Genomic DNA, 14455 nt, shown 5'->3' with positions numbered 1-14455 from the left:
CCGTGTGCTCGCACCCCATATTTCCGTCGTCAACCTCGGTTGTCGTGTCAACCGGGTTGAGTCCGACCGTATCACTGCCGATCTTATGCGCCTGGGCTTTGCGATGGTGGAGCCCCGGGACGCCGAACTGATCGTTATCAATACCTGTGCCGTGACGGGGGAGGCCGAGGCCAAGACCCGCAAGGCCGTCCGTCACGCCCTGGCCTATCCCGGCGAGCCTTACGTGGTCGTAACCGGCTGCGTCGTCAACCTGCATCCCGAGGAGCTGCTGGAGCTCTCCGATCGCGTGATCGCCGAACCGTCCAAGATAGACGTCGCCGAGCGCGTCTGCGAGGTGCTAGGTGTCGAATCCGATAGCGTGCCCGCCTGCAGCGATGGCGACGTGGTTGATGCGCTCGGTCGTTCGCGGCTGGGCGTAAAGATTCAGGACGGCTGCAACCACCGCTGCACCTATTGCATCGTGTGGAAGGCCCGCGGCCCCGAGCGTTCCGTGCCCGTCGAGTCCGTGCTCGAACAGGTGCGTGAAGCCCAGGAGGCCGGCGTGCCCGAGGTCGTGCTGACCGGCGTGAACCTGGGTGCCTATGACGGCAAGAGCGCGACCGACGAACATGTCGAGATCGATGAGCTGCTCCAGGCCATCATGGAGCGCACCGAGATCGCCCACGTGCGCATCTCCTCGGTGGAACCCATGGATATTTCTGAGCGCTTGCTCAAGGTGATGGCTCGCTATCCGAAGCGTATCGCGCCGTTTTTGCACCTGCCCGTGCAGTCTGGCTGCACGGCGACGCTGCATCGCATGGGTCGTCCCTATAGCGCTGAGGCCTTTGAGGATACGGTGCGCATGATTCGCGCTAACCTGCCACAGGCCGCACTTTCGTGCGACGTTATCGTCGGTTTTCCTGGCGAGACGGACGAGCAGTTCGAGCAGTCGCTGGCGCTGTGCCGTCGCGTGGGCTTTTCGCGCATGCACGTGTTCCGCTACAGCAAGCGCCCCGGCACCCTCGCCGCCGACATGCCCGACCAGGTACCCCCTGAGGTCATGGCCGAGCGCAGCCGTCGCATGCGCGCCGCCGCACAGGAGCTTGCGATCGCCGATGCCCGCCGCCGCGTGGGCACGGTCGAGCGTGCGGTGCTCGAGTATGGCGACAACCTGACGCTCGGCTCGTTCCATCATGCCCGTCTTGATGATACCTGTGGACTCACAGCCCCTTGCCTGCTCGATGTTGCTATCATCGGAGTCGATGATTCCGGCTTGGTCCATGCACGCAGGGAGGTTCATGGAAGCCTCGAAGATTAGACTTACCGTTCCCGAGGGTATCGACCCCTCGCGCGTTTTGGGCGCCGGCGATGGCGCCCTTCGTGCACTCGAGAACTTGGTGCGCGCCCATGTGGTTGCCCGCGGTGACAGCGTTGCCGTGAGCGGCGATCCGGACGAGGTTGAGCTGGTCGCGCGTTTTTTCGAGCATGCCTTTCGTGAGGCTGCTGCCGGGCGCACGCTTTCTGCCGAAGACGTCTCGCGTTGTCTGGCCGTTCTGCGCGACGGCGAGCATAATGCCTCGTCGCTGCGCGATGACGTGCTGCTGTCGTATCGCGGTCGCGTCATCCGCCCCAAGACGCTCGGCCAAAAGCGCTACGTGGATGCCATTCGCTCGCATACCATCACGTTTGGCCTCGGTCCCGCCGGTACCGGTAAAACCTATCTGGCTATGGCACTCGCCGTCGCCGCGCTCAAGCGCCATGAGGTGGGCCGCCTGATCCTGACGCGCCCGGTTGTCGAGGCGGGGGAGAACTTGGGCTTTTTGCCCGGCACCCTCGAGGAAAAGATCGACCCGTATATGCGTCCGCTCTATGATGCCCTCTTTGACATGATGGATCGCGAACGCACCGATGAGCTTATGGAGCGTGGCGTGATCGAGATCGCCCCGCTCGCCTACATGCGCGGTCGAACGCTGAGTGATGCCTTTGTGCTGCTCGATGAGGCACAAAACACGACGCCCGAGCAGATGAAGATGTTCCTGACGCGCCTGGGTTTTAATTCCAAGTTCGTGATTACCGGCGACCTGAGCCAGCGTGACCTGGTGGGTCGTCGCGGCGGTCTTGCCGATATCGAAAGGATTTTGGGTCGCGTCGACGATGTGGCGTTTTCTCACCTGGAGCGCGCCGACGTGGTGCGCCATGCCTTGGTGGGGCGCATCGTCGAGGCCTACGATGCTTATGATGACGTGCGTGAGCAGCGCTCGCGCGACCGAAAGGAGTCCCGTTGAGTGTATTGATCAGCAACGATGCCGAGCTCGATACGCTGCTCGATGCCCAGGAGGTGGAGCACATCTGCGGAGTTGTGCTTGCCGCCGAGGGTGTTGAGCGTGAGGTCGAGATTTCCCTTTCGTATGTCGATGAGGACGAGATGCACGAGCTCAATCTTGAGTGGCGTGGCATCGATCGCACGACCGACGTGCTCTCGTTTGAATGCGACTCGGCCTTTGACGATGACATTCCCGCCGACGAGACGCTCGAGCTCGGCGATATTATCCTGGCCCCGCAGGTCATTGCCCGCCAGGCCCCCGGCTTTGGCAACAGCCCCGCCGATGAGTGCCGCCTGATGCTCGTGCACGGAATGTTGCACCTGCTGGGTTACGACCATATCGAGGACGATGAAGCCGAGGTCATGGAGGCACGCGAGGATGCCATCCTGCGCGACCTGGCGCTTGAGCGCGGCGAGGACCCCAAACTCGTCCACGTCGGCCCCATAACCAATCATTCCCACGACTAGGAGCCGTCTATGATTCCCGGATCGAACAAGGACCATCCGTCCTTTTTAAAGTCGTTCTCATACGCGATGGAGGGCTTCGTCACTGCCGTCAAGACCGAGCGCAATATCAAGGTCATGCTCGCGGCGGGCGCGTGCACCGTCATTGCCGGCTGCATCGTGGGGCTCGATATTGCCGAGTGGGCTACGGTCATCATCTGCTGCGGCCTGGTGATTCACGGCGAGCTGTGCAATACCGCCATGGAGGCGATTGTGGACCTGGCGACCCAGGAGCTGCATCCGCTGGCCAAGCGCGCGAAGGATATCGCCGCCGCCTCTGTATACGTTCTTTCAATTACCGCCGCGATCGTTGGCTTGCTTGTCTTTGCCCACGCGCTCGACTTTATTTAGAAAGGGTTTCCCATGTCCGACAATATGCAGCCTACCGATGAAGTTTTGGATGACGAGGTCCTGGACGAGGCTGAAGGCGCCGATTCGTTTGACGAGGTCGAGGAGTTTGACCCGTTTGAGGGTATGAGCGACGAGGAACTCGATGCCTTGTGCGACGAGGATGAGGGCCTCGCAGGTTTTGGAGACGTGGAACCCGGTTTCCGCAGCGGCTTTGTGGCCCTGGTCGGTCGCCCCAACGCCGGCAAGTCCACGCTGCTCAACGCCTGTTACGGCAAGAAGGTTGCTATCACCTCTCCGGTGGCCCAGACGACCCGCCGCCGTATGCGCGCCGTGGTCAACCGCCCCGGTTACCAGCTGGTCTTCGTTGACACACCGGGTATCCACAAGCCCAAGGACGGCCTGGGCTCCGAGCTTAATAAGAGTGCCCTGTTTGAGCTCAATGACGTAGACGTCATTGCGTTTTTGATTGATGCCACCAAACCGATTGGCAGGGGAGACGCCTGGGTTGCCGAGCGCGTCAAGAACGCTCGTTCCAAAAAGGTCCTGGTGCTTACCAAGGCCGATGAGGCCGATCCCGCCCAGGTTATGGAGCAGCTCAAGGCCGCTCACGGGCTTATGGAATACGACGACGAGATCGTGACGTCGTCGGTTAAGAACTTCAACGTCGATGCGTTTATCGAGACCGTCGCTCACTTTTTGCCCGAGGGCCCGCGCTGGTTCCCCGAGGACATGGGCACCGACGCGTCCGACGAGACCCTCGTGGCCGAGTTTGTGCGCGAGAAGGTCCTGCGTCGCACCCGCGACGAGATCCCTCACTCCGTGGGCGTCATCTGTGACGCGCTCGAGCAGACTAAGAAGGTCCTGCGCGTGCACGCCACGATTTACGTCGAGCGCGAGGGGCAGAAGGGCATCATCATCGGCAAGGGCGGCGAGATGATTAAGCATATCGGCATCGATGCCCGTCGCGATCTTGAGCGTATCTTTGGCACTCAGGTCTTTTTGGAGCTCGACGTGAAGGTTAAGGCCGGCTGGCGCGATGACGAGGCGCAAATCCGCCGCTTTGGCTATAACGCCGAAGATTGAGCCTCGGCGTTCATGGCAGGCTCTCGCACATATCGCACAAAGGTGCTCGTCCTCGACAAGACGAAGCTCAAGGAAACCGACCTGATTTTGACGATGCTCGACGAACGGGGGCGGCAGGTGCGTGCCGTGGCCAAGGGCGCACGTAAGCCTGGCGGTCGCCTTGCGGCCCGTTGCGAGCTCTTCTGCACCGTTGATATGCTGCTCGCGCATGGTCGCTCGCTCGACGTGGTTTCTCAGGCGGAGCTTATGGAGGCGCCGCTCGGTGCCGCTCCTGACTACGAGACGACCTGTGCCGCCAGCGCGATTGCTGAGGTTGCGCGCGCGTGCTCGTTCGAGGATGCCGAGGATCCATTTACCTTTGCCATCACGCAGCGAGCGCTCACGCTTGTCGGCAGCGGTCTCGACTCGGCACATATGGACCTGCTCGTGGCGGCCTTTGTCTTTAAACTGCTGTCGCACGTTGGCTACCGACCCGATTTTTCGGCATGCGTGCTGTGCGGAGACCCCATGCTGTCGTATTTTTCGCCCCAGGCGGGCGGGCTTCTGTGCGGGTCGTGCGCCTCGAGCGTGCCTGGCGCCGAGTTGGTATCAGTCGGCGAGGTCGCATGGCTGCGCGCTCTGATGTCCATGACGTTCGATGCCCTTATGGACGAGCGGATCGATCCGCATACGGCTGCTTTTTTGCTGGGGCTTTCGCATGTTTGGGCCGCCACGCACACCGACCAGCGGCTCCGTGCGATGGAATTCATGTTGGGTCGGTGATGATGCGCAGGCGCGCGCCGCTTGTGGTAGCATACCGACTTGTTGGTACCTCGACCTTGGATGCCCGCTCCACCGGCGGCTTCCCAGTCCGAGGCGAATAGAGTCGCCCGCGGGCGACGCGAAACGAAAGGTGAAACAATGACTGTTTCCAAAGAGCGCAAGGCGGAGCTGACCGCCCAGTTCGGTAACTCCCCGGTCGATACCGGTAACCCCAAGGTTCAGGTCGCCATCCTGTCCGAGCGCATCAAGGAGCTGACCGAGCACATGAAGTCCCACCAGAAGGACTTCCACACCCGTCGTGGCCTGCTCATGCTCGTTGGCCGTCGTCGTCGTCTTCTCTCCTACATCAAGAAGAACGATATCGTCGAGTACCGTGAGCTCATCAAGGCTCTGGGCATCCGCGACAACATCCAGTAAGGATTTGTACATGCTAAGAGCGTCCTGCGCAGCGGGGCGCTCTTTTTGTGTAAGGGCGTGAACAATCACGCTCTACAGCGTGGCGGGGGCAGGGGGCCCGCGTCACATGAGAAGCCCGCAGGCAAGGGGCCTGTGGGGTAAAGGAGAACAATGACACTCGTATCCAAGACCTTTGAGCTGTACGGCAAGACCTACACCTTTGAGTCCGGCGAGCTTGCCAAGCAGGCCACCGGCGCTTGTCTGGTCAAGCAGGGTGACACCACGATGCTCGATACCGTGGTCGTCTCCAAGGAGCGCAAGAATTACGATTTCTTCCCGCTGACTGTCGACTTCAACGAGAAGATGTACGCTGCCGGCCGTATCCCGGGTGGTTACCTCAAGCGTGAGGGCCGTCCCAGCGAGAAGGCCACGCTCACGGCTCGTATGATCGACCGCCCGATCCGCCCGAGCTTCCCGGACGGCTTCCGCAACGAGGTGCATATCGTCGCCACCTCGCTCGTCGCCGACCAGGTCAACCCCTTCGACGTCATCAATGTCATGGGTGCCTCTTTGGCTATGACGCTCGGCGGCGTGCCCTTCGAGGGCCCGCTTGCCTGCGTGCGCATCGGCCGCAACGTGGAGACCGGCGAGTTTATCGTCAACCCCACCTATGAGGAGCGCGAGAGCTCCGACCTGGACCTGGAGCTGGGCGGCTCTGCCGACTTCATCTCGATGGTCGAGGCCGGCGCCGAGGAGATCTCCGAGGACGACATGCTCGCCGCTATGAAGTTTGGTCAGGAGGCCCTCGCTGCCTTCTGCCAGGCCCAAGACGAGTTTGTCGCCGAGTGGGAGCAGGTCAACGGCGCTATCGTCAAGAAGGAGTACCCGCTCGACCAGCCCGTCGAGGAGGTCCAGGAGCGCATCTTCGCCCACTACGACGAGATGGCCGCTGCCCTGCGCGACGCCGACAAGCTTTCCCGCATCGGCAAGGTCGAGGCTCTGAAGGAGTCCATCCGCGCCGAGTTCTCCGACGAGGAGCAGGCCGCATGGGAGCGCGAGATCCCCGTGGCGCTCAAGAAGCTCGAGAAGAAGGCCATGCGCACCATGGTCGTCGAGACCGGCGAGCGCGTCGACGGTCGTGCCGCCGACGAGATCCGTCCCATCATGGTGAAGGACAACTACCTGCCGCTCGTTCACGGCTCCGGCCTGTTCCAGCGTGGTCAGACCCAGGTGCTCTCCGTGCTTTCGCTTGGCATGCTCAACGAGGGCCAGCGTCTGGATACCATCGAGCCCACCGAGGGCAAGCGCTATATGCACCACTACAACTTCCCGCCGTTCTGCACCGGCGAGACCGGCCGCATGGGCAGTCCCAAGCGCCGCGAGATTGGTCACGGCAACCTGGCCGAGCGCGCTCTGCTCCCGGTGCTCCCCGACGAGAACGAGTTCCCCTACGCCATCCGCGTGGTCTCCGAGGTCATGGAGTCCAACGGCTCCTCTTCGATGGCTTCGACCTGCGGCTCCACGCTCGCCCTTATGGACGGCGGCGTGCCCATTAAGCGCCCGGTCTCCGGCATCGCCATGGGCCTGATCCAGGAGGAGGGCAAGACCGTGGTCCTGTCCGACATTCAGGGTCTCGAGGACTTCCTGGGCGACATGGACTTTAAGGTCACCGGCACCACCGAGGGCATCACCGCCCTGCAGATGGACAACAAGGCCACCGGCCTCACCTTCGACATCCTGGCCCGCGCCCTGCAGCAGGCCAAGGAGGGCCGCGCCTTCATCCTGCAGAAGATGCTCGATGTGATCCCTGAGCCGCGCCACACCACGCGCAGCACCGCCCCGCGCATCGTCTCCATCCAGGTTCCGACCGATAAGATCCGCGACGTCATCGGTTCCGGCGGCAAGGTCATCCGCGGCATCCAGGACGAGACCGGCGCTTCGGTTGACATCCAGGAGGACGGCACCGTCTTTGTCGGCGGTACCGGCGAGTCCGTCGATCAGGCCGTCGAGCGCATCAAGCTCATCATCAAGGTTCCCGAGCCGGGCGAGGAGTACACCGGTCGCGTGGTCTCCATCCAGCCCTTCGGCGCCTTCGTGAACCTGCTGCCCGGTAAGGACGGCCTGCTGCACATCTCCCGCGTCGCCAAGGGTCGCGTGGAGAAGGTTGAGGACGTCCTCAACGTGGGCGACGAGGTCAAGGTCGTCGTCATCGAGGTCGACGATCGCGGCAAGATCTCGCTCGATCGTCTTGATAAGCCCGAGGCCCCGGCTCGTGCCGAGGGTGCCTCCGAGGGCGACGGCGAGCACTTCCAGCGCCGTGAGCGTCCGCGTCGCGAGCGCTCCGAGCGCAGCGACCGTCCGCGTCGCGAGCGCTCCGAGCGCAGCGACCGTCCGCGCCGTCCCGGCGACAACGGAGGCCGCAAGCCCCGCCGTCACCACGACGCCGAGTAATAGCTACACATAAGCAGCTCAACAAGGGCGACTCCGTACAGGGGTCGCCCTTTTGCTTGCGCCCGGGAGGGCCGCATATGAAGTTTCCTGCTCTACAGTCCTGCGCAAGACGGAAAGCACATTAAGTGCTTTCCTTTGCGTGCGGAACTCGCGATAAACTTCATATACGGCCCTCCCGGGTGTAAGCAAAAGGGCTGGTTAATGCCGCTCGCTATTTAGTTAGACGGTCTATTCAGTAGTCAGATTTCAGATCTGTAGATAGCCGCAGCAGCATCTTCCAGATAAAACCGACCAAAATAAACCTGTCTTGTTTTGGCAGGTTTCCCGTGGGGCGGGCACTGATGAAGTTTATCGCGAGTTCCGCACGAACAGGAGGCCACTTAATGTGGCCTCCGTCGTGAGCAGGACTGTAGAGCAGGAAACTTCATCAGTGCCCGCCCCACGGGAAACCGACGGGATAGACGGGTTCAGATGGGGCTTTGATGCATGGGTGGTCTGTTGTTGTGCAAATGGGTATCATACTATGGTTACTGCGTCGAATCTGTGATGCATGTTTGTACGTTCCCGGCGGTCGGTTTGCCAGAAGCGCCCCGTCGGTTGTTCCAGACCCGTTTCGAAGAAAGGAAACCACACGAACCTATGGCAGCTAAAAAATCATCTCCTTTGAAGATCATTCCGCTCGGCGGCCTTGACGGCATCGGCAAGAACATGACGGTCTTCGAGTGCGGCGACGACATGGTGCTCGTCGACGCCGGTCTCATGTTCCCGGATGACTCCCAGCCCGGTATCGACCTGGTGCTTCCCGACTACACCTATGTTTTGGAGAACGAGGAAAAGCTCCGCGGTATCGTCGTCACCCACGGCCACGAGGACCACACCGGTTCGCTTCCGTATCTGCTGCAGGACCTCAACAATAAGGTGCCCATCTTCTCGAGCAAGCTGACGCTTGGCTTTATCGAGGGCAAGCTTTCTGAGTTCCGCATCCGCGCACCCAAGTTCCGCGAGGTCAAGGGCGGCAGCCATGTCAACTTCGGCGGCATCTCGCTCGACTTCTTCTCGATGACGCACTCCATCCCCGGCGCTCTGGGCGTGTTCATCCGCACAAATCAGGGCACCGTTATGCACACCGGCGACTTTAAGCTCGACCAGACGCCCATCGATGGCGTCACGCCCGACTATGCCGCTATCAGCCGCTTTGCCAAGCAGGGTATCGACCTGCTGCTTTCCGACTCCACCAATGCCACGGTTCCCGGCTTTACCAAGTCCGAGGCCGAGGTTGGTCCCAATCTGCTGCACGCCATCAAGAACGCCCCGGGTCGCGTGTTCGTCGCGTCGTTCTCGAGCCACATTCATCGCCTGCAGCAGATCTGCGATGCCGCCCGTAAGTGCGGCCGTAAGGTCGTTGTGACCGGTCGCTCCATGCTCACCAACACCCGCGTCGCGCGCGAGCTGGGCTACCTCAACATCGACGATGCCGATATCATCGATGCCTTCGATATCGATAACCTGCCCGACGACAAGATCGTCGTCATGTGCACCGGTTCGCAGGGCGAGCCGCTGTCGGCCCTGTCCCGCATGGCCAATGGCGAGCACAAGACGCTCTCCATCCACGAGGGCGATACCGTCATCCTCTCAGCAACTCCCGTTCCCGGCAACGAGAAGGCCGTCCAGCAGGTCGTCAACAGCCTGGCCAAGCTCGGCTGCGACGTGTGGGATAAGAACCGCGCTCTCGTCCACGTCTCCGGTCACGGTAGCCAGGAGGAGCTCAAGCTCCTGATGGCCATGGCCAAGCCCACGTACTTTATGCCGGTTCACGGCGAGGCCGTGCATCTGCGCGCCCATGCCCAGCTGGCCCGCAAGATGGGCATCAAGGACGATCATATCTTTATCCTCGATAACGGCGACACGCTCGAGATGCGCGGCGGTATCGTCAAACGCGGTACGCCCGTCGAGTCCGGCGTCGTCTACGTCGACGGCCTGCGTATCGGCGATACCGACCCCATTGTCTTGCGCGATCGCCAAAAGCTCGCCAACGACGGTATGGTCACGGCCGTTGCCATCGTCTCGCTCAAGCACAAGAAGATCGAGGCCATCGAGTTCTCGGGCCGCGGTGTCTCGTTTGCCATCGACGACCAGTTCTCCGAGGATGCCTCCGCATCCATTATGAAGACGATCGAGAAGGGCAAGTTTAGCTTTACGAGCAGCGGCTCCGATGCCATTCGCAAGGCCGTGCGCGATTCGCTCTCCAACTTTATTTGGAGCCGTACGCGCACCCGTCCGATGATCATCCCGGTCGTCATGGAGGTTTAGTTTGGCGCGCGGATCTGCACAAAACGCCAAAGGCAATAAGGCCAATAACCAACCGGCATCTGCTAAGGGTGCCGGTTCCCATCTGCGTGCCAATAAGGGCCACGAGGCCGACTTCGACGATTTTGAGCCCTTGGTCGAGCCCTCGGCCAACCGCGATATCGCCGGCGTGGTCATCGCCGTTTTGGCGATTGCGTCCTTCATTGCCGTGATTTCGCCGGCGACCGCACCCGTTACGGCTGCGGTTGCCGGTTTCTACCACCTGGGCTTTGGTCTGGGCGCCTACGTGCTGCCGATCGTCATTTTGCTGTTTGCCGCCACACTCTTTTTAGGCGAGGACTCGCCGCTCAACGTGCGCTCTGTTGCGGGCGGCGCCGTGGTCTTTATCGCCGTCGTTTCCATTCTTTCGCTGATGGTGCCGGGTACGAGTGTCTCGTGTGACCTTATGTTCACGCCGCAAAATTTGTCCGCCTCGGGTGGCTACATCGGTGCGTTTATTGCGAGTGCGCTGCAGAATGCCCTGGGTAAGCCTATCGCGATGGTAGTCCTGTTGGGCCTTGTCGTCGTGGGCCTGGTCATCATCGGCTTTTCGGTTGGCGGCGTGCTGCGCTCTGCTCGCGACCGTGCGGCCGATTTTGCCGAGCGCCGTCGTGCCGATGTTAACGCGAGTCCGTGGGGTGACGACGAAGCCCTGTCGGTGCCCGGCGTTGCCCGTCCGCACCTGAGCATTCTTCGTCAAAAGGGCTCCGATGCTGCAGTGACCACGGTCATGGGCAACGATGTGGACCCGGTTTTGGACAATGACGACGAGGACGAGGATCCGTTTGTCGACGTATCCGATGCCGTGGAGGCCGAGCGCGCTAAGACGACGCTGCTGCCGCGCCGCCATGCCAAGAAGGGCAAGGCTGCGCCTAAGCTCAATACGAGTGAGCCCGACCCGTCTTGGTCCGATAGCGAGATTGAGCTCACTGAGGGCGATGACGAGGACGACGAGGCGCCGATTGAGACCGCAAAGACAACTTTGCTGCCGAGTCGCCATGCCAAGCGCGAACAGGTAACCGGCCAGCTTTCGATGGAAGACGACCCCGATAAGATTGACGAGTCCGAGCCGCCGTTTGCCGTGAATCCTGTCTCGGCAGCACCTCAGATTCCCGACTTCTTGAAGCATCCCAAGGTTGCCGATGCGCCTGCCTCGAGTGCTGTCGGATCGGCTGCGGCTAGGGATGGGGGAGCGGACGGCGGCGCCGCAGATAACGAGGGCGAAGAAGAGGATGGCCTTAAGCTTCCGCCACTCGAAATCCTGCATGCCAACCCGCAGTCGGCGTCCTCCGCGTCTTCTGACAAGGAGCTGGAACAGACTGCCGAGTTGCTTCAGTCCACGTTGCTTGAGTTTGGCCGCAGTGCCCGCGTGGTCGGCTGGATCGCCGGCCCCACGGTGACGACCTTTAAGCTGCAACCTGGCGAGGGCGAGCGCGTGAGCAAGATCTCGAGCCTCGAGGACGATATCGCGCTTTCGCTCGCTGCCCAGTCGGTGCGTATCTTTGCCCCGATCCCCGGCACCTCGCTCGTGGGCATCGAGATCCCCAATCGCAAGCGCCAGAACGTCAACCTGGGCGACGTGCTGCCCTATGTGAAGGGCGGTCCGCTCGAGCTCGCAATCGGGCGCGATGCCGAGGGCACGCCGGTCGTCGCCGACCTTGCCAAGATGCCCCACCTGCTGATCGCCGGTACCACTGGTTCCGGTAAGTCGGTGATGATCAACTCCATCATCACGACCCTGCTCATGCGCGCGCTTCCCGAGGACGTTCGCTTGATCATGGTCGACCCCAAGCGCGTCGAGCTTGCGGGCTATAACGGCCTGCCGCATCTTTATGTACCGGTCGTTACCGAACCCAAGCAGGCCGCGAGCGCTCTGCAATGGGCCGTGTCCGAGATGGAGCGTCGCCTGAAGGTCTTCGAGCGCCTTAACGTGCGTAAGATCTCGACCTACAACGAAAAGCAGGCCGCCGGCGAGTTTGAGCATTACGACAACCCGCCGCAAAAGATGCCCTACCTGGTCATCATTATTGACGAGCTTTCGGACCTGATGATGGTTGCCGGCAAGGACGTCGAGGCGTCGATTGTGCGTATCGCCCAGCTGGGCCGTGCCGCCGGTATTCATCTTATCGTGGCCACGCAGCGCCCCAGCTCCAACGTGGTGACGGGCCTTATCAAGGCCAACATCACCAACCGCATCGCCTTTAACGTCGCCACGGGTATCGACTCGCGCGTCATCATCGACCAGATGGGTGCCGAAAAGCTTACCGGTTTGGGCGACATGCTGTTCTCCAAGGTCGACTGGGGCAAGCCTCGCCGTATTCAGGGATGCTTTGTTTCGGATGATGAGATCAACGAGATTGTCGAGTTCGTCAAGTCGCAGAGCGAGCCCGACTACCACGAGGAGATTCTGTCTGCCGTGGCGCCCGCTTCCATGTCCATGGCGGGTGGCGGCGGTATTGTCCGCACCGGAGTAGCCGAGCCGCAAGACGATGATCCGCTCATTTGGGAAGCCGCCCATATTGTGGTGGAATCGCAGCTTGGCTCCACATCTGGCCTGCAACGTCGTCTGAAGGTTGGCTATGCGCGTGCCGGGCGTATTATGGACATGCTGGAAGAAAAGGGTGTCGTCGGCCCGCCCGACGGTTCCAAGCCGCGCGAGGTCCTGTTGGACGAGGAGGGGCTTGCCGCGCTGGAATCTGTCGACGCCGAGATGGCACGTGAAGATCGTGAGTTTGGAGGATTCTGATGGCTGCACGCTTTGGTGACATGCTGCTCGAGCAGCGTCGCCGAATGGGCCTTTCCATTCAGCAGGTCGCCAACACCATCAAAATCAGGCCGCAGATCATCGAGTTTTTCGAGACCGGTAACTTTGCCTCGATGCCGCCGCGCGGCTATGCGCAGGGCATGATTTCGAGCTATGCTCGCTTTTTGGGCCTCAATCCGCGCGAGGTCGTCAATGCCTACTTTGACGACCTGATGGCATACGAACGCGAGACGTCCCAGCAGGGCGGTCGTTTTCAGGACGCCGCCGGCTACGTCAATTCGCGTTCCTCGGTCGATAACGGGCGCTTCCTGATGGTTCAGGGCGGTCGTTCGACCCGCTATGGACAGCGTCCTCAGCAGGCCGGTTATATTACCGAGACGGGTTCGGGCGAGGAGATTCGCTCACAGCGTGACCGGTTCCGCAGTACGCCGATGCCCGAGGACCGTGCACTTCCCGCTGCCCGCGGCGTGGCGCGTGACCCTCGTGCCGGCTACGGCGACGGCGGCTATTCCGATCGCGGTTACCGTGGTGCCTCTATGGGACGCTCTCGCGGTGGCTATGCGGATGCCGATACCACGCAGGTGACGCCGCGTCTTCGCTCTCAATCACAGCCGTATGGCCAGCGCTCTTCGGCTTCGCGTTCGGGCCAGCGTGGCTATCAAGGCCGCGGTGAGCTTGCGCCCCGCTCGGGTCAGCGCAGCCTTCAGGGCCAGGGCGGCTATCGCGGCCGTTCCGATAGCAATCGCGGTCGTATGCCTCAGGGAGGCGGCCGCAGCAGTTCCGGTCGTGGACGCGGCGGATCACGTACTCCTCAAAACAACGGGCTCGATCCGCGTATCGTCTACGCCGGCATCGGTGCCGTTGTGCTGCTGTTGATTGTGCTCATCGTGGTGCTTCTGCGTGGCTGCGCATCTTCGGCGCCCGAGAACACGCCCGAGACGCCCACTGCTACCAAGATGACGACCAAGAAGTCTTCTAAGAAGACCGAAACGGTCGACGAGGACGATGACACCGATGAGGCGACGGATGAGTCGACTGATTCGGACGCTACCAAGACGACGGCCAAGAAGGAAGAGAACGAGGTCACGAAGGTCAAAGTCTCCGTTGCCAAGGGAAAGACCGCGTGGATTGAGGTCAAGGTTGACGGCAAGTCGGTCTATGGCGCCCAGGCGACTGGCCCCTTTGAGCAGGAGTACACGCCCGAGTCTTCGATCGAGATCACCACGTCCAAGCCTTCCGATGTCACCGTTACCAAGAACGGTGAAAAGGTTCGTTACGATACCAAGACCTCGGGCGTGGCGCGTGTGACGATCACCGTTCCCAAGAAGGAGACGTCTGATTCCGAGAATGGTGAAAGTTCTGATGGTACCGACACCGCCGATGGTACCGATACCACCGACGGTACCGATGCCCAGTCCACGGATGGCGCCGATACCGCAACTGACGGTCAGACACCCACCGATTCTACCGACAATTCGTACGATAGCTACTAGGCC

At 61.5% G+C, this 14455-nt stretch carries 11 protein-coding genes; all 11 read left to right on the top strand.

The window, feature by feature from the left end; all coding sequences use genetic code 11:
- Positions 1 to 4 precede the first annotated feature (4 nt).
- The gene (locus LK493_RS05740; protein WP_227790423.1) at positions 5 to 1297 is read left to right on the top strand and encodes a MiaB/RimO family radical SAM methylthiotransferase; all 1293 of its coding nucleotides are present in this window, start codon (positions 5 to 7) and stop codon (positions 1295 to 1297) included.
- Positions 1278 to 2264, top strand: a complete 987-nt coding sequence (locus tag LK493_RS05735) for a PhoH family protein (protein ID WP_227790422.1) — start codon at positions 1278 to 1280, stop codon at positions 2262 to 2264. The genes LK493_RS05740 and LK493_RS05735 overlap by 20 nt, the downstream gene beginning before the upstream one ends.
- On the top strand, positions 2261 to 2770 hold the full coding sequence (gene ybeY / locus LK493_RS05730; protein WP_227790421.1) for an rRNA maturation RNase YbeY: 510 nt from the start codon (positions 2261 to 2263) through the stop codon (positions 2768 to 2770). The genes LK493_RS05735 and ybeY overlap by 4 nt, the downstream gene beginning before the upstream one ends.
- A gap of 9 nt (positions 2771 to 2779) precedes the next feature.
- Positions 2780 to 3157: a diacylglycerol kinase family protein gene (locus tag LK493_RS05725; protein ID WP_227790420.1), complete on the top strand. Its 378-nt coding sequence runs from the start codon at positions 2780 to 2782 to the stop codon at positions 3155 to 3157.
- Between the two features lie 12 nt (positions 3158 to 3169).
- Entirely contained in the window at positions 3170 to 4240 is a 1071-nt protein-coding gene (gene era, locus LK493_RS05720) for a GTPase Era (RefSeq protein ID WP_227790419.1), read from the top strand.
- Between the two features lie 12 nt (positions 4241 to 4252).
- Positions 4253 to 5002, top strand: a complete 750-nt coding sequence (recO, locus tag LK493_RS05715) for a DNA repair protein RecO (protein WP_227790418.1) — start codon at positions 4253 to 4255, stop codon at positions 5000 to 5002.
- A gap of 138 nt (positions 5003 to 5140) precedes the next feature.
- Positions 5141 to 5419: a 30S ribosomal protein S15 gene (rpsO, locus tag LK493_RS05710; RefSeq protein WP_006235963.1), complete on the top strand. Its 279-nt coding sequence runs from the start codon at positions 5141 to 5143 to the stop codon at positions 5417 to 5419.
- Positions 5420 to 5569: 150 nt separating this feature from the next.
- Entirely contained in the window at positions 5570 to 7849 is a 2280-nt protein-coding gene (locus LK493_RS05705; protein ID WP_227790417.1) for a polyribonucleotide nucleotidyltransferase, read from the top strand.
- Between the two features lie 639 nt (positions 7850 to 8488).
- The gene (locus tag LK493_RS05700) at positions 8489 to 10159 is read left to right on the top strand and encodes a ribonuclease J (protein ID WP_227790416.1); all 1671 of its coding nucleotides are present in this window, start codon (positions 8489 to 8491) and stop codon (positions 10157 to 10159) included.
- A gap of 1 nt (position 10160) precedes the next feature.
- Positions 10161 to 12941: an FtsK/SpoIIIE family DNA translocase gene (locus tag LK493_RS05695; protein WP_227790415.1), complete on the top strand. Its 2781-nt coding sequence runs from the start codon at positions 10161 to 10163 to the stop codon at positions 12939 to 12941.
- Positions 12941 to 14452 carry a helix-turn-helix domain-containing protein gene (locus LK493_RS05690; RefSeq protein WP_227790414.1) on the top strand — a complete coding sequence of 504 codons (1512 nt, stop codon included), beginning with the start codon at positions 12941 to 12943 and terminating at the stop codon, positions 14450 to 14452. The genes LK493_RS05695 and LK493_RS05690 overlap by 1 nt, the downstream gene beginning before the upstream one ends.
- Positions 14453 to 14455: the final 3 nt, after the last annotated feature.

This window comes from Collinsella aerofaciens (genome assembly GCF_020709435.1).
GTDB lineage: Bacteria > Actinomycetota > Coriobacteriia > Coriobacteriales > Coriobacteriaceae > Collinsella > Collinsella aerofaciens_AU.
The sequence above is the reverse complement of the archived record's forward strand: the minus strand, read 5'-3'. Positions and strand labels throughout refer to the sequence as shown.